Annotated in this window: 19 protein-coding genes and 1 pseudogene; 4 read left to right on the top strand and 16 right to left on the bottom strand. The window is 63.6% G+C overall.

The window, feature by feature from the left end; all coding sequences use genetic code 11:
* Window positions 1-192 precede the first annotated feature (192 nt).
* On the top strand, window positions 193-1,071 hold the full coding sequence (locus tag W930_RS0123865) for a pyruvate, water dikinase regulatory protein (RefSeq protein WP_072619141.1): 879 nt from the start codon (window positions 193-195) through the stop codon (window positions 1,069-1,071).
* Window positions 1,072-1,173: 102 nt separating this feature from the next.
* Here W930_RS0123865 and W930_RS0123860 read toward each other — a convergent pair whose 3' ends face one another.
* The 16 genes from W930_RS0123860 to rpsB form a co-directional block, all read right to left on the bottom strand.
* The gene (locus tag W930_RS0123860; RefSeq protein ID WP_023596234.1) at window positions 1,174-1,953 is read right to left on the bottom strand and encodes an RNA methyltransferase; all 780 of its coding nucleotides are present in this window, start codon (window positions 1,951-1,953) and stop codon (window positions 1,174-1,176) included.
* Window positions 1,950-2,585, bottom strand: coding sequence for a ribonuclease HII (gene rnhB, locus W930_RS0123855; RefSeq protein WP_048806620.1), 636 nt, complete (start codon window positions 2,583-2,585; stop codon window positions 1,950-1,952). Before rnhB ends, W930_RS0123860 begins: the two co-directional genes overlap by 4 nt.
* Window positions 2,586-2,677: 92 nt before the next feature.
* Window positions 2,678-3,847, bottom strand: a complete 1,170-nt coding sequence (gene lpxB, locus W930_RS0123850) for a lipid-A-disaccharide synthase (protein ID WP_369798718.1) — start codon at window positions 3,845-3,847, stop codon at window positions 2,678-2,680.
* An 11-nt stretch (window positions 3,848-3,858) separates the two neighbouring features.
* Window positions 3,859-4,650 carry an acyl-ACP--UDP-N-acetylglucosamine O-acyltransferase gene (lpxA, locus tag W930_RS0123845; RefSeq protein ID WP_023596237.1) on the bottom strand — a complete coding sequence of 264 codons (792 nt, stop codon included), beginning with the start codon at window positions 4,648-4,650 and terminating at the stop codon, window positions 3,859-3,861.
* Between the two features lie 17 nt (window positions 4,651-4,667).
* A complete protein-coding gene (fabZ, locus tag W930_RS0123840) occupies window positions 4,668-5,126 on the bottom strand; it encodes a 3-hydroxyacyl-ACP dehydratase FabZ (RefSeq protein WP_023596238.1) in 459 nt (152 codons plus the stop codon).
* On the bottom strand, window positions 5,123-6,220 hold the full coding sequence (gene lpxD / locus W930_RS0123835; RefSeq protein WP_023596239.1) for a UDP-3-O-(3-hydroxymyristoyl)glucosamine N-acyltransferase: 1,098 nt from the start codon (window positions 6,218-6,220) through the stop codon (window positions 5,123-5,125). The genes fabZ and lpxD overlap by 4 nt, the downstream gene beginning before the upstream one ends.
* 14 nt (window positions 6,221-6,234) lie before the next feature.
* Entirely contained in the window at window positions 6,235-6,699 is a 465-nt protein-coding gene (locus W930_RS0123830; protein WP_062802181.1) for an OmpH family outer membrane protein, read from the bottom strand.
* A 124-nt stretch (window positions 6,700-6,823) separates the two neighbouring features.
* Window positions 6,824-9,127: an outer membrane protein assembly factor BamA gene (gene bamA / locus W930_RS0123825; RefSeq protein WP_028731367.1), complete on the bottom strand. Its 2,304-nt coding sequence runs from the start codon at window positions 9,125-9,127 to the stop codon at window positions 6,824-6,826.
* Between the two features lie 73 nt (window positions 9,128-9,200).
* Window positions 9,201-10,592: an RIP metalloprotease RseP gene (gene rseP, locus W930_RS0123820; RefSeq protein ID WP_023596242.1), complete on the bottom strand. Its 1,392-nt coding sequence runs from the start codon at window positions 10,590-10,592 to the stop codon at window positions 9,201-9,203.
* A 43-nt stretch (window positions 10,593-10,635) separates the two neighbouring features.
* On the bottom strand, window positions 10,636-11,835 hold the full coding sequence (gene ispC / locus W930_RS0123815) for a 1-deoxy-D-xylulose-5-phosphate reductoisomerase (RefSeq protein WP_023596243.1): 1,200 nt from the start codon (window positions 11,833-11,835) through the stop codon (window positions 10,636-10,638).
* A gap of 2 nt (window positions 11,836-11,837) precedes the next feature.
* Window positions 11,838-12,647, bottom strand: a complete 810-nt coding sequence (locus W930_RS0123810) for a phosphatidate cytidylyltransferase (protein WP_023596244.1) — start codon at window positions 12,645-12,647, stop codon at window positions 11,838-11,840.
* A complete protein-coding gene (uppS, locus tag W930_RS0123805; RefSeq protein WP_023596245.1) occupies window positions 12,647-13,429 on the bottom strand; it encodes a polyprenyl diphosphate synthase in 783 nt (260 codons plus the stop codon). Before uppS ends, W930_RS0123810 begins: the two co-directional genes overlap by 1 nt.
* Window positions 13,430-13,493: 64 nt before the next feature.
* Window positions 13,494-14,054, bottom strand: a complete 561-nt coding sequence (gene frr / locus W930_RS0123800) for a ribosome recycling factor (RefSeq protein WP_023596246.1) — start codon at window positions 14,052-14,054, stop codon at window positions 13,494-13,496.
* 85 nt (window positions 14,055-14,139) lie between these two features.
* On the bottom strand, window positions 14,140-14,853 hold the full coding sequence (gene pyrH / locus W930_RS0123795; RefSeq protein ID WP_010803863.1) for a UMP kinase: 714 nt from the start codon (window positions 14,851-14,853) through the stop codon (window positions 14,140-14,142).
* A 98-nt stretch (window positions 14,854-14,951) separates the two neighbouring features.
* Window positions 14,952-15,833 (bottom strand): translation elongation factor Ts, encoded by an 882-nt coding sequence (gene tsf / locus W930_RS0123790; protein WP_023596247.1) that lies wholly within the window; start codon window positions 15,831-15,833, stop codon window positions 14,952-14,954.
* Window positions 15,834-15,987: 154 nt separating this feature from the next.
* Complete coding sequence (gene rpsB / locus W930_RS0123785) at window positions 15,988-16,737, bottom strand: 30S ribosomal protein S2 (protein WP_023596248.1); 750 nt, start codon at window positions 16,735-16,737, stop codon at window positions 15,988-15,990.
* 519 nt (window positions 16,738-17,256) lie between these two features.
* Between rpsB and map the strand changes: the two genes are divergently transcribed.
* The 3 genes and pseudogenes from map to W930_RS28675 all read left to right on the top strand — a co-directional run.
* The gene (gene map, locus W930_RS0123775) at window positions 17,257-18,084 is read left to right on the top strand and encodes a type I methionyl aminopeptidase (RefSeq protein ID WP_023874158.1); all 828 of its coding nucleotides are present in this window, start codon (window positions 17,257-17,259) and stop codon (window positions 18,082-18,084) included.
* Between the two features lie 139 nt (window positions 18,085-18,223).
* A complete protein-coding gene (locus tag W930_RS0123770; protein WP_023596251.1) occupies window positions 18,224-20,788 on the top strand; it encodes a [protein-PII] uridylyltransferase in 2,565 nt (854 codons plus the stop codon).
* A pseudogene (locus W930_RS28675) lies at window positions 20,785-21,339 on the top strand (hypothetical protein); the annotation flags it as partial. The gene W930_RS0123770 and the pseudogene W930_RS28675, both read left to right, overlap by 4 nt.

Genomic DNA, 21,339 nt, shown 5'->3' with positions numbered 1-21,339 from the left:
GATAAGGAATCGCGCATTGGCGGCGTCGTGTACCAGGGGCCAGCACCCGACGACCTGCCCCGAACCATCCCGATTCCCGCCGCGCCCCGCCACACGGGCCTGAGGCCGGGCGGCGCGCGATGGTCGCGCAATTGCTTATCCAACAAGTTGCCGCTATTCTACCGTGCAACGCACCATTTTGCGATTCTGCGCATGACTGACGCCCCCAATACCGGAAATTCCCCGACATCCCCCGCCCCACAAGCCAAACCGGCCGCTGCACGCCCGGTCTTCATTGTGTCCGACGGGACAGGGATCACGGCCGAGACCTTCGCGCATTCGATTCTCGCGCAGTTCGAGATGCGTTTCCGTCAGATTCGCGTTCCGTTCGTGGATTCCGTCGATAAAGCCTATGAAACGGCGCAACGGATCAATGAAATGTATCGCAGCGAGAACGTCCGCCCGATCATTTTCAGCACGCTCGTCGACGCTCGCGCCAACGAGATCCTGCGCAACAGCCAGGGCGTGGTCCTCGACATGTTCCAGACGTTCATCGAACCCCTCGAGGTCGAGCTGGGACTCAAGTCGATGCATGCCATCGGACGGGTGCACCAGAACGCCGACAGCGAGGCGTACAAGAACCGGATCGAGGCGGTGAATTTCTCGCTCGCGCACGACGACGGTCAGTCGAACAAGAACCTGCAAAGCGCCGACGTGATTCTCGTGGGCGTATCGCGCAGCGGCAAGACGCCGACCACGCTCTACCTCGCCATGCAATACGGCGTGAAGGCCGCCAATTATCCGCTCATCCCGGACGACTTCGAGCGCGAAAAACTGCCTTCCACGCTCGACCAGTACAAGGACAAGATTTTTGGCCTGTCCATCGATCCGCTTCGCCTGTCCGAAATTCGCAATGAACGTCGACCGGGGAGCAAATACGCTTCGCTGGAGAACTGTCGCTACGAAGTGAACGAAGCCGAAGCGATGATGCGCCGCGAAGGCATCAAGTGGCTGTCGTCGACCCACAAGTCGATCGAGGAAATCGCCACCACGATCCTGCAGGAAATCAAGCTGGAGCGCGACGTCTACTGACGCCTCAGACACGCTCACGACCCGCCGAGAATCGAAAAGGGACGCCTCGAGCGTCCCTTTTTCATCCCTGCCGACAACAATCGCCGAACAACCGCCGGCGCGTCAGTCGAGCCGCTGCCGCACCGCCTCGAACAGGCAGATCGCCGCGCAAGCCGCCACGTTGAGCGACTCCATGCCACCCGGTTGCGGAATGCGGATCGGCGTGCGTACGCGTTCGAGCCACTGTGGCGAAACCCCCGCCCCTTCGTTGCCGAAGACCCACGCCACGGGTGCGCGCAAGTCCTGCTCGTAGAGCGACGTGCTTGCCTGCAGGCTGGTCGCGAGCAACGGCACCGACAGGCGCGGCGCGAGCGAATCCGGAGTGCAATGCTCGACAATGTTCAATGAGAAATGCGCGCCCATCCCGGCGCGCAATACCTTGCTCGACCAGGCGAGCGCCGTGCCCGACATGCAAAACACATCGCGTACGCCGGCGGCGGCCGCACTGCGCAAGATAGAGCCGACGTTCCCGGCATCCTGCACTGCATCGAGAATCACGCAATCCGTGATTTGCGATGCCGGCAAGTGCCCGGTCGGCATTTCCACGACGAACACCAACGGCACCCCGTTGACCAGCGTCGACAACGGCTCGAACAATGCGTGCGGCAGGCAAACCCGGCGATCGGGATCGACCCTCGACCAGATCTGCGCGACTTCGTCGTTTTCCAGCGCCGTTTCCGACGCCACGCAGACAAGCGGCTGTCCGAGCGCGCCAAGATAGGCGTCGGCCAGATGCACACCCTCGAGCAGCGTCTGCCCCAGCTTGCGGCGCTGCGCGCTCGACTGCGCCAGTTGCTTCAGGCGCTTGTAGAACGGGTTGTCTTTGGAACTGATGAGTTTCATGAGGAACGGATGACGCGAGAAACGGTGAGCGCGCCGAACATCTCGAAGGCTTCGCGCACCGGTGCGAACGACTGGCGATGGTGCGGGCTCGGCCCGTGCCGCCGCAGCGCCTCCAGATGACGTGGCGTGCCGTAGCCGACGTGCTCGTCGAAACCGTACTGCGGGAATTCCTCGTGCAGCGCGATCAACTGACGGTCTCGCGTGACCTTTGCCAGAATCGACGCCGCCGAGATCGCGGGCACCTTGTCGTCGCCCTTGATCACGGCCTCCGAGCGCATCGGCAACACCGGGCAGCGATTGCCGTCGATGAGCGCCAGCGTCGGCACGCGCGACAAGCCATTGACGGCACGCTGCATGGCCAGCATCGTCGCGTGCAGAATGTTCAGCGAATCGATCTCGCCCACGCTCGCCTCGGCAATGCAGTACGCGAGTGAACGCTCGACGATTTCCTCGTAGAGCGCCTCGCGACGCTGCGCGGTGAGCTTCTTCGAGTCCGCGAGTCCCTTGATCGGACGCGCCGGATCCAGAATGACCGCCGCCGTCACGACAGGCCCGGCGAGCGGCCCACGCCCCACTTCGTCGACGCCGCACGTGAGGTCGGCCGCCACCTCGGCGAACAGGTCGAGCGCCATCTGCGGCAGCGTCGCTTTCGACGTGCGGGCGCGCGACTTCTCATCCGACGGCACACCTTTTCGGGGAGCACGGCGCGCTTTGACTTCTTCGCTCATATGCGCCCCTTCTCGCGCAGCACCCGCTCGATCACTTCCGCCGAACGCGCCGCAGTGTTCTGGCGGAGTTGCTCGTGGATCTTCGTGAAGCGCGCCTGCAACGACGCCCGCAGCACCGGATCGGACAACTGCTGCCAGACGGCGTCGGCGAGCGCTTCGGGCGTGGCGAAGTGCTGCAACAGCTCCGGCACGACGAACTCGCCGGAGAGGATATTCGGCAAGCCCACGTAAGGGAGATAGCCCTGCCGCTTCATGATCTGCGCGGTGAGCCAGGGCACCTTGTACGAGATGACCATGGGCTTCTTGTACAACGCGGCTTCCAGCGTCGCCGTACCGCTCGCGAGCAGCACGCTATCCGCAGCTTCGAGCGCCAGCGGCGCGCGACCGTCGATCACCGTCAGGTTCAGATCGCCGTGCGCGTCGACGATCGGTTGCATCATCGAACGCAAACGCGGTGTGGCCGCCGGCAGCACAAACCGAATCGATGGCTCCCGTTTGGCGAGCACTCGCATGGCGGCGAAGAAGACCGGTGTGAGGCGCTGCACTTCCGAGGTGCGGCTACCCGGGAGAATCGCGACGACCGGCCCGTTACCCCTCAGCGCCAATCGGGCGCGCGCGCCGGCCACGTCGGGCACCATCGGAATCTTGTCCGCCATCGGATGCCCGACGAACGTCGCGTCGATGCCCGCGCGGTGATAGATCTCCGGCTCGAACGGGAACAGGCACAACATGTGGTCCACGGCGCGCTTGATCTTCTTGATGCGCCCGCCGCGCCAGGCCCAGATCGACGGGCTGACGAAATGGATGGTGGGAATGCCGGCCTCGCGCAGCCTGATCTCGAGGTCGAAATTGAAGTCGGGGGCGTCGAATCCGACGAACGCCAGCGGCTTTTCCGCCAACCAGCGCTCGCGAAGCTGCCTGCGAATCGAGAGAATCTCGCGCAGATGCTTGATGACTTCCACGTAGCCCATCACGGAGAGCTTGTCGATCGGCCAATAGGCGTCGAACCCCTCTTCCGCCATATGCGGGCCGCCGACACCCGCGTAGGCGATGTCGGCCGGAAGATTTTGCTTGAGTCCGGCAAGCACGTTGCCGGCGATAAGATCGCCCGACAGCTCCCCGGCGACCATCGCCAGGGTTCGCTGGCCGGCGCCGGGAAGGGTCAGCGGCATGGAGATCAGCGCACGATACCGCGCGTGCTGGTGTTGAGGAAGTCGAGCAGCACACGCACGGCGTCGAAGACGTCCGGTGCGCCAGCGTTTCCAAACGCTTCGATCTGGACCTTCGCCTCGTCGAGCGTCAGGCCGCTCTTGTAGAGCAGCTTGTACGCATGGCGCAGCGCGGTGATCGCATCCGCGGAAAATCCGCGGCGACGCAGACCTTCGACGTTGATGCCATACGGTACCGCGCGGTCGCCCGACGCGATGACGTACGGCGGCACGTCCTGTACCAGCACGGAAGCCCCACCCACCATCGAGTGCGCACCGATGCGCACGAACTGGTGCACCCCCGTCATGCCGCCGATGATGGCCCAGTCGTCCACGTGCACGTGGCCTGCCAGCTGCGCGTTGCTCGAGAACACGGTGTGGTTGCCCACGTGGCAATCGTGCGCGATGTGCACGTAAGCCATGATCCAGTTGTCGTCGCCGAGCCCGGTCAGACCGCCGTCCTGCACCGTGCCCGTGTGGATGGTCGTGAACTCGCGAATCGTATTGCGGTCGCCGATGACGAGCCGCGTCGGCTCGCCAGCGTACTTCATGTCCTGCGGCGCGCCGCCAATCGACGCGAACGGGCCAATCTTGTTGCCCGCGCCGAGCGTCGTATGCCCGTCGACGATCGTGTGCGCCAGGATTTGCGTGCCTGCACCAACAGTGACGTTCGGCCCGACGATCGCGTACGGACCCACGGTAACGTCGTCGGCCAGTTGCGCCTTCGGATCGACGACCGCGGAGGGATGAATATTCGTCATGAGCGTCTCGGTTCCGGTTATTCGCCGTTCTTCTTGACCATGCACATGAACTCGGCTTCCGCCGCGAGCTTGCCGTCGACCAGCGCCTTGCCCTTGAACTTGAAGAAGCCGCGGCGCTCGCTAAGGAAGTCCACGTCCAGGATCAATTGATCACCCGGTTCGACAGGACGCTTGAAGCGAACGTTCTCGATCCCCACGAAATAGTAGAGCGTGTTTTCGTCGTGCACCGCTTCTTCTGAGAACGTGAGCAGCGCGGCGGCCTGCGCCAGCGCTTCCACGATCAGCACGCCCGGCATGACCGGACGCTGCGGATAATGGCCGGTGAAATACGGCTCATTGATCGTGACGTTCTTGATGACCTTGATATTGGCGTGCGGCTCCAGGCTGATCACGCGGTCCACCATCAGCATCGGATAGCGATGCGGCAGCAGCTTCATGATCTTGTGGATGTCGATATTGATGTTGGTCTCGCTCATTTCTCTTGCAGGTCTTTGACCTTCGCTTCAAGTTGTCGCACGCGATCGCGCATCTTGTCCAGATTGCGCATGATGGCCGCGTTCTTGTTCCATTCGGCGTTCGGAATCGCCGGAAACGCGCTGGTGTAGGTGCCCGGGCCGGGAATCGACTTCGACACCCCCGACTTGGCCGTCACGATGACCCGGTCCCCGATCGTCACATGCCCGGCCACGCCGACGGCGCCCCCCAGCATGCAGAATTTCCCGATGGTGCTGCTGCCGGCAATGCCCGTGCAGGCGGCGATCACCGTGTAGGCGCCCACGCGCACGTTGTGCGCGATCTGCACCTGGTTGTCGATCTTGCAACCGCGCTCGATGACCGTGTCGGCCATCGCGCCCCGATCGATCGAGGTCGACGCGCCGATTTCGACATCGTCTTCGATCACGGCTCGCCCGACCTGCGGAATCTTCACCCATTCGCCGCCGGTGGCAGTGAAGTCAGGCGCGAACCCGAATCCGTCGGAGCCGATCACCGCCCCCGCATGGATGACGCAACGCGCGCCGATCACGCTCGTGTGATACAGCGTGGCGTTGGGGTAGACGAGCACGTCGTCGCCGATCGTGGTGCCGCGACCGACGAACACGTTTGCCACCAGCCGGACACGTTCGCCCAGCCTCACGCCGGCTTCGATCACGACATTCGGACCGATGACGCACGAGGCCGGCACCGTCGCCGACGGATCGACGACCGCGCTCGGGTGAACCCCCACCGCCGGCACTGGCGTGGCCGCCTGCGCAAACATCTGGGCCACGCGTGCGAAGTACGCGTACGGGTTCGGCGCGATGATCCACGCGCGCCCTTCGTGCGAGGGCAGCTTGTCGAAGTCGGCCCTGGAGAGAATCACGGCCGCGGCGCCCGAATTGGGTACTTCGGCGAGATAGAGCGGATTGGACAGGAAGGCGAGCTGGCGTGCGCCGGCGCGATCGAGCGGTGCCAGACCGTCGACGGTGACTTCACCGTCCCCGACGAGGTCGCCACCGAAGCGCGCGACCAGTTGCGCCAGCGACACTGAAGGGGGCGACGGCTGGGAAGCGTGGGACGACGCCGCCGACATGGACTGCGCGCCCGTCACTTGCCGCCGGTGCCGCTACCCGAACCTGCGTTCAGGGTCTTGAGCACCTTGTCCGTGATGTCGATGCGCGGGCTCACGTAGACCGCTTCCTGCACGATCAGGTCATACTTGTCCGCCTCGGCAATCTGCTTGATCACGCGATTGGCGCGATCGAGCACGGCCGCGAGCTCCTCGTTGCGGCGCTGATTCAGATCTTCCCGGAATTCGCGCTGCTTGCGCTGGAATTCGGTGTCGGCGGCCGCCAGGTCACGCTGGCGCTTGGCGCGTTCGGCATCGGACAACGTGGGGTTGTCCTTGTCGAGCTTGTCCGACATCGCCTTCAGACGTTGCGCCATCGCCTGGAGATCCGAATCCCGCTTGGAGAACTCCGCTTCGAGCTTGGCTTGTGCTGCCTTGGCCGGTGCGGAATCGCGCAGAATGCGATCCGAATTGACAGCGGCGATGCGCGCATCCTGAGCCATGGCGGCAAATGCCGCGCCAGCCAGCAACGCCGCGGCGATGCCGCGAAGGCAATGCTTACGGATACCGTTCAATGTATTACCCCTTGCAACGATGAAACATTCGGAACCAGTCGGGTCGCGCTCGTTAGAACGACGTACCGACCTGGAACTGGAATTTCTGGTACTGGTCGCCCGTCTTCTTGGCGAGCGGGAAGCCCATCGAGAGCTTGAGCGGGCCGATCGGCGAAATCCACGACAGACCGAAGCCGTAAGAATAGCGCAGGTTATTCAAGGTAATCGCCTGCCCGTTATCGAAGACGTTACCGCCGTCGAAGAACGTAAAGATACGCAGCGTACGGTCATATCCGGTGCCCGGCAGCGGGAACGTCAGCTCCACGTTACCGATGAGCTTCGATGCGCCGCCCAGCGGTTCGCCGTTGGTGTCCTTCGGACCCAGCGAGCTCGGCTCGTAGCCACGCACCGAGCCAATACCGCCCGCGAAGTAGTTCTTGAAGATCGGGAACGGCTGACCGCCCATGCCGTGGCCGTATCCGACTTCACCGTTGAGCGCGAGCGTGAAGCCGCGGCTGACCGGATAGTAGTACTGGTGCTGGTAATAGGCGCGGATGTACTTGGTCGTTCCGATCGGGGTGCCGATTTCGATGTTCGCCTGCTGATAGTGACCGCGGTTCGGAATCAGGGCGCTGTCACGCGAATCGCGCGACCAGCCGATCGTCAGCGGGTAGTTGTTGCTGACGTATCCGAATTGGTTGGCGTAGTCGATGTAGCGCTGCGGCGTAGTGCCGTCGCTCGTCAGATGCAGACGCGTCTGTTCGAAGCCGATGCCGAAGAACACCGTATCGACTTCCGAGAACGGCACACCGAACTTGAGGTTGCCCCCCAGCGTGTTGATACGGAAGTCCGAATCGCTGGTCAGCAGCAGCGGCTGGTACGTACGGTAATAGATGTCCGTAATACGGCTCACGCCGTCGACCGTGAAGTACGGATCGACCTGCGTCACCGCCAACGTCCGATACGTCTTGCCGGTGTTGACGTTCACCGACAGCGAAGTCCCCGAACCGAACACGTTGTCCTGGCTGATACCGGCCTGCAACACCACCTTGTCGGTCGACGAGAAGCCTGCGCCCACGTTGATCGTGCCGGTCGGCTTTTCTTCCACCTTCACCTGGAGGTCGACCTGGTCGTTCGAACCGGGCACCGGTTCAGTGGTCACGTTCACGTCGGTGAAGTAGCCCAGACGGTTGATACGGTCCTGCGACAGCTTGAGGCGATCGGCGTCGTACCACGAGCTCTCGAGCTGACGCAGCTCGCGACGAATCACCTCGTCGCGCGTGCGCGAGTTGCCGACGATGTTGATCTTGCGAACGTAGACGCGGCGGCCCGGATCGATCGTCAGCGTCAACGCCACCGTGTGGTTGTTGCGGTCGATCGTCGGCTGGGCGTTCACGTTGGCGAACGCGAATCCGTAGTTGCCGAGCATGTCCGAAATGGCTTTCGTGCTCGCCTGGAGCTTGGCGGCCGAGAACGTGTCGCCGGCCTTGAGCTGCACGAGCTTCTGGATGTCGTCCTGCTTGCCGAGCATCTCGCCGGTCAGCTTGACGTCCGACACCTTGTACGGCTCGCCTTCGTGCAGGTTGATCGTCAGGAACATCTCGTCCTTGTCCGGCGTGATCGAAACGTCGGTGGAGTCGATGTTGAATTCCAGGTAACCGCGGTTCAGGTAGAACGAACGCAGCTTTTCCAGATCGCCCGTGAGCTTGTCCTTCGAATACAGATCGTTCTTGGAGTACCAGGACAGCCAGTTCGGCGTGCCGAGTTCCATTTCGGACGTCAGGTCCGACGAAGAGAACGCCTTGTTGCCAACGAAGTTGATTTGCTGGATCGTGGCCTTGGGGCCTTCGGTCACCGCGAACTGAATGCCCACACGGTTGCGCTCGAGCGGCGTGACCGTGGTCTTCACCTGCGCTGCGTAGTAACCGCGCGTGAGGTATTGACGCTTGAGTTCCTGTTCCGACTTGTCGAGCAGGTTGCGGTCGAAGCTGCGACCCTCGGTCAGGCCGACCGAGCGCAGTGCCTTCTTCAGACCGTCCTTGTCGAATTCCTTGATGCCGAGGAAGTCGATGGAAGCAATGGCCGGGCGCTCGTTGACGTGCACCACCAGCACGTTGCCCTGCGTCTCGACGCTCACGTCCGAGAACAGGCCCGTTGCATAAAGGGCACGAATTGCTTCGGTGCCCTTATCGTCGTTGAACTTGTCGCCCGGCTTGACCGGCAGATACGAGAAGACCGTTCCGGGTTCGATCCGCTGCAAGCCCTCCACTCGGATATCCTTGACCACGAACGGCTCGACGGCGCGTGCCAGGAAACTGTGTGCCGCCAGAACCGCAATCACCAGGGTCTTCGGAACAAGGTGGTATTTATTCGACAACTTGCTTCCCCAAGAAACAATTGAATCGTAAAAAACTCGGATTTGCCTGCGACCGGCAGGCGCGTGACGCTGTCTAGTGCAGCAACTTCGACATGTCATTGAAAAGTGCTACGGCAGAGAGCGCGAGAATGCAAACGATGCCCACTCGTTGCAGCACACCCTGCCACCGCTCGGAAACAGCCCGGCCGGTAATCGCTTCGACCGCATAATATAACAGATAGCCACCGTCCAGAACCGGAATCGGCAACAGATTCAATACGCCAAGGCTAATGCTGACAAGCGCCAGAAAGGCGACGAAATAATCCAGTCCCAGTCGCGCGGAGCGGCCCGCATAGTCCGCAATCGTCACCGGACCGCTCAGATTCTTCAGCGATGCCTGCCCCGTGATCATTTTCCCAAACATGCGCACGCTGAATGCCGTCACGTCCCATGTGCGCTGCGCACCGCGGCCAATGGCCTCGAACAGGCCGTAACGCACGGTCACCGAGTCGACCTGACTGGCCAGCGCGGCCCCGATCTTGCCCACGCGCGCCCCGCCCGCCTCGGCGGAGTCGACTTCCGCCGCGGGCGTGAGGGTGACATTCATCAGCGCGCCATCGCGCCGCACCGTAAACGTCATCGGCTTGCCCGGATGCGCACGCACGGCATCGACCAGCCCCTTGGCCGACGTCACCGCACTGCCGTCCACCGCCGTGATTTCGTCTCCCACGCGCAAGCCCGCCGCCCCGGCCGCGCCCCCCGCGATAAGCTGCCCCACCTTCACGCGCGCCGACGGCACCAGGCCCAGCCGCTGCATGAAGTCCTGCTCGCCGTCGGCATCGAAGTGCTGCCCTGCGGCGTCCAGCGTGTATTCGGCGCGGCCGTCGCGCGTGCGCGCGATCAGGGTGACGCGCTGACCGTCGATCATCGGATCGACCAGACGCCAGCGAAGATCCTCCCACGAGCGCACTGGCATGTCGTCGCCGACAGCTTCGTCGGAACTCGTTCCATTCTCGCGGACACCGGTAATGAGCTCGCCGCCGGCCAGTCCGGCGCGCGCCGCGAGCGTGCCCGCCGCCGGCGGCGCCACGCGGGCGACCGGCTCCGTGACACCCACCAGATTCAGCCCGGCGTAAAGGGCAATGGCAAGCAGGAAGTTCGCGACCGGTCCGGCGGCCACGATGGCGAAGCGCTTGTAGACGGATTGCCGGTTGAACGCACGATCGCGGTCTTCCGGGGCGACGATCTGCGTATCGTCACGCTCGTCGAGCATACGAACATAGCCGCCGAGCGGCAGTGCGCAGACGGTCCACTCCGTGCGATCGCGGCCCATCGTCCACTTGAGCAGGGGGGTGCCGAACCCCACCGAGAAACGCAGCACCTTGACGCCGCACAACCGCGCGACCGAGTAATGGCCCAGCTCATGGAACACCACCAGCACGCCAATGGCGACGGCAAACGCAAGCAACGTGGACAGCAGAGTCATGAGCGAATCGGGCCCCGAGGACGTTACGACATGAGTTCAGGCGTCAGGAAGACGCCGGGGCCGGCAGCTTGGCGACGATGGCCGCCGCCAGTTCGCGGGCGCGGCGATCGGCTTCGAGCACCACGTCAAGCGACGTGGCCTCGCCAACGGCCACCGCGTCGAGCACCTGTTCGACCACCTGGGCGATGGCCGTAAATCGAATGCGCCCTTCGAGGAAGGCCGCCACGGCGATCTCGTTGGCCGCGTTGAGCAGCGCCCCGGCCGTGCCACCGCGATGCAACGCATCGAACGCCAGGCGCAGGCATGGGAATCGACGCAAGTCCGGCGCCTCGAAGGTCAATTTGCCGATGTCGGCGAGATTCAGCCCCGCGACGCCCGACGTCACCCGGTCCGGGAATGCCAACGCATGCGCGATCGGCGTGCGCATATCCGGATTCCCGAGCTGCGCCAGCGTGGAGCCGTCCGTGTAGGTGACCATCGAGTGAATCACGCTCTGCGGATGGATCAGCACTTCGATCCTCTCCGGCGGCATATTGAAAAGCCAGTGTGCCTCGATGACCTCGAGCCCCTTGTTCATCATGCTGGCGGAATCGACCGAAATCTTGCGGCCCATGACCCAGTTCGGATGAGCGCAGGCTTCGTCCGGCGTGACATTTTCCAGCGACGCCAACTCGCGCTCGCGGAACGGGCCGCCCGAGGCGGTCAGCACCAGCTTTTCGACGCCGCGCGTGGAAATGCCATGCTCGCCGGCCAACTGCGGCAGGCATTGGAAAATGGCATTGTGCTCGCTGTCGAGCGGCAACAACGTGGCGCCGGCGCGTTCGGCCGTTGCCATGAACAGTGCGCCGGACAGGACGAGCGACTCCTTGTTGGCCAGCAGAATGCGCTTGCCGGCACGGGCGGCCGCCAGCGTCGATTGCAGGCCAGCGGCACCCACGATCGCCGCGACAACCATCGTTGGCTCGGAGGCCTCGGCGATCTCCACCAGCGCCCGCGGTCCGTGCGTGACTTCGATCTTCAGGCCCGCGTCGGCCAGGCGGGCGGCGAGCACGCCTGCCCCGTCGGCGTCGGCCACCACCGCCACCTTCGGACGGTGCGCAACGCATTGCTCGAACAAACGGTCGAGATTGCGGTGCGCCGACAAGGCGTAGACGGAGAAACGGTCGGGATGACGCCCCACCACATCGAGCGTGCTTACGCCGATGGAGCCAGTGGAGCCGAGAATGGAAAGACGTTGCGACATGATCAGACGAAGAGCAGAGCCAGCGGAAGCACCGGGAGCAAAGCGTCGATTCTGTCGAGCACGCCCCCGTGGCCGGGCAGCAGCGCGCTGGAATCCTTCACGCCGGCTTGCCGTTTGAGTTGAGATTCGAACAAGTCGCCAACAACCGAGAAAGCGACCAGGGCGGTCAAGGCCAGCGCGCCGAGGCCAGGGCCCAGGGAGCTGGCGAGATGCGAGACGATCGTGGGCGCCTGCAGGTCCGACGCGAGCACCGCGGCGGCCGCGACGAGCACCAGCAGCCATCCGCCGATCGCGCCTTCCCATGACTTGCCCGGGCTGATGGAAGGGGCCAGCTTGCGACGGCCGAAGGCGCGGCCGGCGAAATAAGCCCCGGTGTCGGCGATCCAGACGATGACCAACACCGACAGCAGGAATGCCACGCCGCGCTCACGCGCGAGGCACAGCGCCTGCCATGCCGCGATCAGCAGCACCGGACCGGCCACCAGCAGCAAGCCGCGCCAGGCGCCCTGGGTCGCCGGCTTGCGCGCCAGCGTGTACGGACCGGCCAATACCCAGAAGACGGCGGCCGGCTTGAGCCAGATCGACGACAACGTCCAGCCCCCCGCCCACGTCAGGCCGACACCGAGCAGCGCCAGCGCGCCGTAAAAGATCGCGCCCGTGCCGTTCAGACCGACGAGGCGCCCCCACTCCCAACCGGCGGCCGCCACGATCACGGCCGCAAGACATGCGAACTGCGCCGGCGTACCGACGAAGATCACGGGCAAGAGAATGGCAAGCAGTACGACAGCGGTAATAACGCGCGTCTTGAGCATCAGGCGGATTGTCCCGAGGGGTTCTGGACTTGCGCGCTGGTACGGCCGAAACGGCGTTCTCGCTGCTGAAACTCGGCAACCGCGCGCTTGAGCGTATTGGCGTTGAAGTCCGGCCAGAATTCTTCGGTGAAATAGAGCTCAGTGTACGCCAGTTGCCAAAGCAGAAAATTACTGATCCGCTGGTCGCCGCCGGTCCGGATAAACAGGTCCGGCTCCGGCGCGTACGCCATGCTCAGGTACGGGGCGAGATCCTCTTCGGCAAACGACGTCTCGAGTGCCGCCGCCCCCCCCTGCGCGACACGTGCCGCGGCAAGTTTGCGGGCAGCCTGCAAAATGTCCCACCGCCCGCCGTAGTTGGCGGCGATGGTCAGCGTGAGCCCCTTGTTGTCCTTCGTGCGTTCCTCGGCACGGCGGACCAGTTCCTGGATGCGCGGCTCGAACGCCTCGAGGGCGCCGACCACTCGCAACCGAATACCGTTGTTGTGCAGCTTCCCAACCTCGCGCTCGAGCGCGAGGATGAACAGTTGCATCAACGTGGAGACTTCGTCCTGAGGCCGGCGCCAGTTCTCCGAACTGAAGGCGAACAGCGTCAGATACTCGACGCCGAGCTCGGCACACGCCGTCACCGCCTCGCGCACGGCATCGACACCGCGCTTGTGTCCGGCGACGCGAGGCAATTTACGACTGGTAGCCCAACGCCCGTTGCCATCCATGACGATGGCGACGTGGCGCGGAATGCTCGCTGTTTCGGGAACAGAAAGCGTGGAGCTGAGAAAACCCATTGAGGTGCGGCGCGGGAATCGAGCGCGAAAGTCAGCGGAGATCTTGCGGTGAGTGCCGGGGCACTCAAACCGTCATGATGTCGGCTTCTTTCTGCTTGACCAGCTCGTCGATCTCGGCGACGAACTTGTCGGTGAACTTCTGGACTTCGTCACCGCCACGGCGCTCGTCGTCCTCCGAGATTTCCTTGTCCTTCACCAGCTTCTTGAGCTGCTCGTTCGCGTCGCGGCGCAGATTGCGCACGGCCACCTTGGCGGTCTCGCCTTCCGACTTGACCAGCTTGGTCATTTCGCGACGGCGCTCTTCGGTCAACTGGGGCATCGGCACGCGGATGAGATCGCCCTGCGTGGCCGGATTCAGACCCAGATCCGATTCGCGAATGGCCTTCTCGACCTTGGCCACCATGTTCTTTTCCCACGGCTGAACGCCGATCGTGCGGGCATCGACGAGGTTCACGTTGGCAACCTGAGCGATGGGCACCATCGAACCGTAGTAGTCGACCTGGACGTGATCGAGCAGACCCACGTGGGCGCGGCCGGTACGAATCTTCGCCAGGTTGTTCTTGAACGACTCGATCGAGCTCTTCATCTTTTGCTCGACATTCTTCTTGACGTCAGCAACGCTCATGACAACCTCCAAACCTTGAATTGTTACGCAAACATAAATGATACGGCGTCGGCGTGCCAATGCACGCCGACGCCGCAATTTGAACTCAAACGTGGACGAGCGTTCCCTCGTCCTCGCCGAGAATGACGTGCTTGAGCGCACCCGGCTTCACGATCGAGAACACGCGCACGGGCATCTTCTGATCGCGGCACAGCGCAAAAGCCGTCGCGTCCATGACCTGCAGGTTCTTCGAGATGGCCTCGTCGAAGCTGATGGTCGAATACTTTACCGCGTTGGGATCCTTCTTGGGATCCGCCGAGTACACGCCGTCGACCTTGGTCGCCTTGAGCACCACTTCGGCGCCGACCTCCGATCCGCGCAGCGCGGCGGCCGTGTCGGTGGTGAAGAACGGGTTGCCCGTGCCGGCGGCGAAGATCACGACTTTGCCCTCTTCGAGCTGACGGATCGCGCGCGGGCGGATGTACGGCTCGACGACCTGGTCCATACGCAGCGCGGACTGCACACGCGCTTCGATGCCGGCGTGACGCATGGCGTCCTGCAGCGCCAGCGCGTTCATCATGGTGGCCAGCATGCCCATGTAGTCGGCCGTGGCGCGATCCATACCGGCCGCGCCGCCCGCCACACCCCGGAAAATATTGCCGCCGCCGATCACGACGGCCAGCTGCGTGCCCAGGCGAACGACTTCGGCGATATCGCCAACCATGCGCTCGATCGTCGCACGATTGATGCCGAATGCATCGTCACCCATGAGGGCTTCACCAGAGAGCTTGAGAAGTACGCGTTTGTAAGGAGTAGACATGGCGGTCCTTAAGAAATCTGGTCGGGCACTGTGTGGGTATTCTGGATGAAACAACGGGGACGGCACCGCCGCCCCCGACTACTACGGTACTGCGAAAATTACGACTGCTTGGCTGCGGCGACTTGCGCGGCCACTTCGGCGGCGAAGTCGTCCTGCTTCTTCTCGATGCCTTCGCCGACCACGAACATGGTGAAGCTCTTGACCGTGGTGTTGTTGGCCTTGAGCATCTGCTCGACGGTCGACTTGTCGTCCTTCACATAAGCCTGGTTGAACAGCGACACTTCCTTCAGGAACTTCTGCACGCTGCCTTCCACCATCTTCGCGACGATCTCGGCCGGCTTGCCCGATTCGGCAGCCTTCTCGGCAGCGACCTTGCGCTCCTTCTCGATCAGTTCCGGCGAGACCTGATCGCCCGACACGGCCACCGGCTTCATGGCGGCGATGTGCATGGCGACGTTCTTGCCCACTTCGGCGTCGGCGCCTTCGTACTCGACAACCACGCCGATGCGCGTGCCGTGCAGGTAGGCGGCGAGCTTGCCCGACGTCTCGTAGCGCTGGAAGCGACGGATCGTCATGTTCTCACCGATCTTGCCGATCAGGTCGGTACGCACCTGCTCGACGGTCTTGCCCTCGAGCGGCAGCGCCGACAGGGCAGCTACGTCGGCCGGGTTGTTCTCGGCGACGAGCTTGGCCAGTTCATTCGCGAACTTCAGGAAGTCGTCGTTCTTCGAGACGAAGTCGGTTTCGCAGTTGATTTCAACCACGGCGCCCTTGCCGCCATCGATGTAGGCGGCGATCACGCCTTCGGCCGTGATACGGCTGGCGGCCTTGCTGGCCTTGCTACCCAGCTTGACACGCAGGATTTCTTCAGCACGACCCATGTCGCCATCGGCCTCGGTCAGCGCCTTCTTGCACTCCATCATCGGCGCATCGGTCTTGGCGCGCAGTTCGCCCACCATTGCTGCAGTAATTGCCGGCATATCGTTACTCCTGTATATCGAATCAGTCGGACCGGGATGTCGCCCGGACGGCCGCATTGCCCGTCCTTGGCTCCCCGCAGATCCGACATGGGGAAATCGGACTAAAAAAAAGGGGCGCCACAAGCAGCCCCTTTTGTCACGCAGCGGTGGCCGCTTACGCCTCTTCGTTCACTTCGACGAACTCGTCGCCGTCGCCGCGCACGGCTTCCACGACTTCCTTGACGGCGTTTGCACGGCCTTCGAGGATCGCGTCGGCAACGCCCTGAACGTACAGCTCGACGGCCTTGCTCGAGTCGTCGTTACCCGGGATGACGTAGTCCACGCCGTCCGGCGAGTGGTTCGTATCGACCACGGCGATCACCGGAATGCCCAGCTTGTTGGCTTCGGTGATGGCGATCTTGTGGTAGCCGACGTCGACGACGAAGATGGCGTCGGGCATGCCGCCCATTTCCTTCACGCCACCGATCGACTTCTGCAGCTTGGCCATTTCGCGATCGAACAGCAGCGCTTCCTTCTTGCTCATGCGCTCTTGCTCGCCGGCTTCCAGGGCCTGCTCCATGTCCTTGAGCTTCTTGATCGACGACTTCAGGGTCTTGAAGTTCGTCAGCATGCCACCCAGCCAACGGTTGTTGACATACGGCATGCCGGCACGCGTTGCGGCTTCCGCAACGATTTCACGCGCCTGACGCTTGGTGCCCACGAAGAGGATCGTGCCGCGGTTTGCTGCCAGTTGACGCACGTACTTCAGCGCGTCCTGGTACATCGGCAACGTCTTTTCGAGGTTGATGATGTGAATCTTGTTGCGATGGCCGAAGATATAGGGGGCCATCTTGGGGTTCCAGAAACGGGTTTGGTGACCAAAGTGGACGCCCGCTTCCAGCATCTGACGCATCGTGACAGACATGTGATTCTCCGTGAGGGTTGGGTCTTAGACCGGCTGCCGTACCCGTTCCGTCGGACTGTCATACAGCTTTGCATGACCCGTCCGCGAAGTTCGGGCACCCTGGGTGCGCCGGCCCGCGATTTCAAAATTTCCAAGCCGATGATCTTCGATGCCACCCGGAACCTCACCGAGCGCGGCGCCATTCGGCACCAGGTTGGGGCGAATTACCCCGAACAATTCGGTGAAGACCCTTGAAAACCAAGGGAAAACCCTCGGGTTTATTGACAACTCGTCCTCGACTTAGCCCGAGATTATAGCATCGCAGCATGCCTGCACTCAAGTGACGCGTGAAGTGCCGACGACGCGCCCGAAATCCCCGGCATGCGCGGCATTCCGGCCGGTTTGGCCCGCGATCCGGGCACGCCATCGGAGCTGCGGAAAATCGGCCTCGGAATTCGCCGAAATCCGCGCCCAACGGGGCGGAAACCGTCCATTGATGCGATAATGCGGCACTGTTTCCGCAATTTGCCCGATTCCGCAATGGCCATCACCCTCAAGAATGCCCACGACATCGAAATGATGCGCGTCGCCTGCCGTCTGGCCAGCGAGGTGCTCGATTTCATTACGCCGCACGTGCGCGCCGGCGTCAGCACCGGGGAACTCGACCGGCTTTGCCACGAGTACATGATCAAGGAACAGGGCACCGTGCCGGCGCCGCTGAACTATCAGCCGCCCGGCTATCCGCCCTACCCCAAGGCGACCTGCATCTCGGTCAACGACGTGATCTGCCATGGCATTCCCGGCGACAAGACGCTCAAGAACGGCGACGCGCTGAACATTGACATCACCGTGATCAAGGACGGCTACTTCGGCGACACGAGCCGCATGTTCATCGTCGGCGAGGGGTCGATCCTCGCCAGGCGCCTCGCCCAGGTCACCTACGAATGCATGTGGCTCGGCATCAATCAGGTCCGACCCGGCGCGCATCTCGGCGACATCGGCCACGCGATCCAGACGCACGCCGAAGCACAGGGGTATAGCGTGGTGCGCGAATATTGCGGGCATGGCATCGGTCAGGTCTTTCACGAAGATCCGCAGATCCTGCACTATGGCCGCCAGGGGACCGGACTGGAACTGCAGGCCGGCATGATCTTCACGATCGAGCCGATGATCAACGCCGGCAAGCGCGAAATCCGCACGATGCCCGACCAATGGACCGTCAAGACGCGCGATCGCAGCCTGTCGGCACAATGGGAGCACACTGTCCTCGTGACGGAAACCGGTCACGAGGTGCTCACGCGCTCGGCGCTCACGCCGCCGCCGCCGCCCGGTTCGTCGTTTGTCACGTCGTTCGCGACCGCTGCCTGAGTCGCCGACGACTGTCGGCGACCGGCAACCACCCCCAAAGGCTGTCGTGTCGTCGTCGCAACATCGTTTTGAACGTCCGGTCGCCGAGCATTTCGGCGGCCGCCCGGCCTGACCCGATTATTCACCCCAGGAAGCCGTCATGCACGCACGTGCGCACGCCCCCTCCCCACTCCGTCAGGCGCTCAAGGAACGCAAGGCCGAGCTCGTCGAGCGCTTCTCCGCGCACGGCAAGATCGACGTGCTCCTGCACGGCCTGTGCCAGGCCGTCGACCAGGCCATGCGCGACGCGTGGGCCGAGTGCCAGATGCCGGGGGAGTTCGCGCTCGTGGCCGTGGGCGGCTACGGACGCGGCGAGCTGTACCCGTACTCGGACGTCGACATTCTCGTGCTGCATCGCGGCACCGACGGCGACGCGCTCACGTCTCACGTGGAGCCGTTCATCGGGTTCCTCTGGGACATCGGCGTCGAGATCGGATCTTCCGTACGCACGGTCGACGAGTGCCTGAGCGAAGCGCAGGCTGACATCACGGTGCAGACGAGCCTGCTCGAAGCGCGTCTCATCACTGGCGACCGGGCGCTTTTCGAGGCGTTCGAGCAACGCTTCGCCGTCGATCTCGATCCCCTGGCATTTTTTCGCAGCAAGCAGCTGGAAATTCGTCAGCGCCACGCGAAATACCAGGACACGCCCTACAGCCTCGAGCCGAACTGCAAGGAAAGCCCCGGCGGGTTGCGTGATCTGCAGGTCATCCTGTGGATGACCAAGGCCGCGGGGCTCGGCAACAGCTGGTCGGAACTGTTTGCGCGCGACCTGCTCACCGATCGCGAACTCAAGGAGTTGCGTCGCAACGAACAGTTCCTGAAGGGTCTGCGCGCGCGGTTGCACTTGCTGGCGCGCCGCCGCCAGGACGTGCTCGTGTTCGACATGCAGACGCCGCTCGCCCAGAGCCTGGGGTTCGATGCAACGGCCACCAAGCGCGCCAGCGAGCAGCTCATGCGCCGATACTACTGGGCCGCCAAGGCGGTCTCGCAGCTCAATACCGTACTGCTGCTCAACGTCGAGGCCCGGCTGTTCCCGCAAACGAGCGGCGTGACGCGCGTGATCAACGAACGCTTCGTCGAGAAGCAGGGCATGATCGAGATCGTCGATGACGAGCTCTACCAGCGGCATCCGAACGCCATTCTCGAGACGTTCCTGCTCTACGAACAGGTCGTCGGCGTGAAGGGCCTCTCGGCGCGAACCCTGCGGGCGCTCTACAACGCCCGGGAGTTGATGAATGCCCAATGGCGCACCGATCCCGAGAACCGTCGCACGTTTCTCGCGATCCTTCAGCAACCGCAAGGGATCACGCACGCCCTGCGCCTGATGAACCAGACCAGCGTGCTCGGGCGGTACCTGATCAATTTCCGCCGCGTGGTCGGCCAGATGCAGCACGACCTTTACCACGTGTATACGGTCGATCAGCACATCTTGATGGTGGTGCGCAACATTCGCCGTTTCGCCGTTGCGGAGCACACGCACGAGTACCCGTTCTGCAGCCAGTTGATTGCGAACTTCGACCGGCCGTGGGTGCTGACCATCGCCGCGCTATTCCACGACATCGCGAAAGGGCGCGGTGGCGACCACTCCACGCTGGGCATGGTCGACGCACGGCGTTTCTGCACCCGTCATGGCATCGACAAGGAGGACACCGATCTGATCGTCTGGCTGGTGGGCGAGCATCTGACGATGAGCACCGTCGCGCAGAAGCAGGACACCACCGACCCCGACGTCATTCGCCGCTTCGCCGAGAAGGTCGGCAGCGAGCGACGCCTGACCGCGCTCTATCTCCTGACGGTAGCGGACATTCGCGGCACAAGCCCGAAGGTCTGGAACGCATGGAAAGGCAAGCTGCTCGAGGACCTTTACCGGCTGACGCTGCAGGTACTCGGCGGCGCGAATCCGGATCCGCATTCGCAGTTGAAAACCCGCAAGGAAGAAGCGCTCGGCCTGCTGCGGCTTTATACCGTGCCCGAACGCGCTCAGGAAGCGCTCTGGAATACGCTCGACGTGGCCTACTTCCTGCGCAACGATCCCGCGGACGTCGCGTGGCAGACGCGCCATCTGTGGCGGCACGTCGACAGCCCGGCCCCCATCGTCAAGGCGCGACCGTCGCCGATCGGCGAGGGGCTGCAGGTGATGGTCTACGTGCGCGACCAGGTCGACCTGTTCGCGCGCATCTGCGGCTATTTCGAGCGCAAGGGCCTGTCGATTCTCGATGCGAAGGTGCACACCACCAGCCACGGTTTCGCACTGGATAGTTTTTTGCTGACGGACCCCGGCCTGGACACCAGTTACCGCGACATCATCAATCTCGTGGAAAGCGAACTGGTGTCGCTGCTTACGCGTGCGGAGCCCCTGGCCGAGCCGAGCAAGGGGCGCCTGCCGCGCCGCTCGCGCAGCTTTCCTGTTACACCGCGCGTCGATCTGCGACCGGACGAACGCGGTCAGTACTACCTGCTCTCGGTGTCGGCCAACGACCGCACCGGCTTGCTCTACGCGGTTGCGCGCGTGCTTGCGCGTCACGGCGTGAGCGTGCGCACCGCACGTATCAATACCCTCGGCGAACGTGTTGAAGACACGTTCCTGCTCGACGGCAGCCGCTTGCAGGACAATCGCCTGCAAATCGCCGTCGAGACCGAATTACTCGAAGCACTGGAACCATGAGCGATACCCCGCGCGCCAAACTGAGCGCCAAACACCCCCGCACCCTCGACAAGACGCGCGCCCCCGTGCGTTCGTCGGGCGCCTTGCGTCGTCCGACCAAGGCGGTGCCCGCGTCGATGCTCGACGCTGGCGGCACGAAGAAAGCCGCTGCGAAACCGGCGCGCCCGCGCCCGGCGGATGACGCGTCGGCGCCGGCAGGGGCGCGGCGCCCTGCCGGCAATGCCGCTGTCCCGCGCAAATCCGTGGCCAACGCGGCCAATACGACCAATGCGGTCAAGCCGTATGAGAAGCGCGCAACAGGCGATCGTCCGCCCCAACGCGGCCAGCGCGAGCGCGTGGCCGGCGGCCGCGCGGTCCGTGGCGCCGAGGGTACCCCGAGGCGCTTCGACGAGGACCGCCCGCGTCGCGCCGGCGAAGGTAGCGCGGGTGGCGCACGGGGCGATTACGCCCGCCCGGTCAAACGCGGCGCCGATGACCGCGCGCCGCGCCGTTTCGACGAAGACCGTCCGCGTCGCGCCGACGAAGGTGGCACGCGTGGCGGCGCACGGGGT

Source organism: Pandoraea sp. E26 (genome assembly GCF_000681415.1).
Lineage (GTDB): Bacteria > Pseudomonadota > Gammaproteobacteria > Burkholderiales > Burkholderiaceae > Pandoraea > Pandoraea pnomenusa.
Note: the sequence above shows the minus strand (reverse complement) of the source record. Positions and strands in the feature narration are given on the sequence as shown.

What these genes read in the sequence shown, in the direction of transcription:
- W930_RS0123810 (WP_023596244.1), bottom strand. Translation starts at nt 12,647, where the DNA reads ATGCTCAAGACGCGCGTTATTACCGCTGTCGTACTGCTTGCCATTCTC.
- W930_RS0123830 (WP_062802181.1), bottom strand. Translation starts at nt 6,699, where the DNA reads ATGGCTCAGGATGCGCGCATCGCCGCTGTCAATTCGGATCGCATTCTG.
- fabZ (WP_023596238.1), bottom strand. Translation starts at nt 5,126, where the DNA reads ATGAGCGAGACCAACATCAATATCGACATCCACAAGATCATGAAGCTG.
- rnhB (WP_048806620.1), bottom strand. Translation starts at nt 2,585, where the DNA reads ATGGCGCTCGACCTGTTCGCCGAGGTGGCGGCCGACCTCACGTGCGGC.
- map (WP_023874158.1), top strand. Translation starts at nt 17,257, where the DNA reads ATGGCCATCACCCTCAAGAATGCCCACGACATCGAAATGATGCGCGTC.
- W930_RS0123860 (WP_023596234.1), bottom strand. Translation starts at nt 1,953, where the DNA reads ATGAAACTCATCAGTTCCAAAGACAACCCGTTCTACAAGCGCCTGAAG.
- W930_RS0123770 (WP_023596251.1), top strand. Translation starts at nt 18,224, where the DNA reads ATGCACGCACGTGCGCACGCCCCCTCCCCACTCCGTCAGGCGCTCAAG.
- pyrH (WP_010803863.1), bottom strand. Translation starts at nt 14,853, where the DNA reads ATGTCTACTCCTTACAAACGCGTACTTCTCAAGCTCTCTGGTGAAGCC.
- frr (WP_023596246.1), bottom strand. Translation starts at nt 14,054, where the DNA reads ATGAGCGTTGCTGACGTCAAGAAGAATGTCGAGCAAAAGATGAAGAGC.
- rseP (WP_023596242.1), bottom strand. Translation starts at nt 10,592, where the DNA reads ATGACTCTGCTGTCCACGTTGCTTGCGTTTGCCGTCGCCATTGGCGTG.
- W930_RS0123865 (WP_072619141.1), top strand. Translation starts at nt 193, where the DNA reads ATGACTGACGCCCCCAATACCGGAAATTCCCCGACATCCCCCGCCCCA.
- lpxA (WP_023596237.1), bottom strand. Translation starts at nt 4,650, where the DNA reads ATGACGAATATTCATCCCTCCGCGGTCGTCGATCCGAAGGCGCAACTG.
- uppS (WP_023596245.1), bottom strand. Translation starts at nt 13,429, where the DNA reads ATGGGTTTTCTCAGCTCCACGCTTTCTGTTCCCGAAACAGCGAGCATT.
- ispC (WP_023596243.1), bottom strand. Translation starts at nt 11,835, where the DNA reads ATGTCGCAACGTCTTTCCATTCTCGGCTCCACTGGCTCCATCGGCGTA.
- tsf (WP_023596247.1), bottom strand. Translation starts at nt 15,833, where the DNA reads ATGCCGGCAATTACTGCAGCAATGGTGGGCGAACTGCGCGCCAAGACC.
- lpxD (WP_023596239.1), bottom strand. Translation starts at nt 6,220, where the DNA reads ATGTCGGCGGCGTCGTCCCACGCTTCCCAGCCGTCGCCCCCTTCAGTG.
- rpsB (WP_023596248.1), bottom strand. Translation starts at nt 16,737, where the DNA reads ATGTCTGTCACGATGCGTCAGATGCTGGAAGCGGGCGTCCACTTTGGT.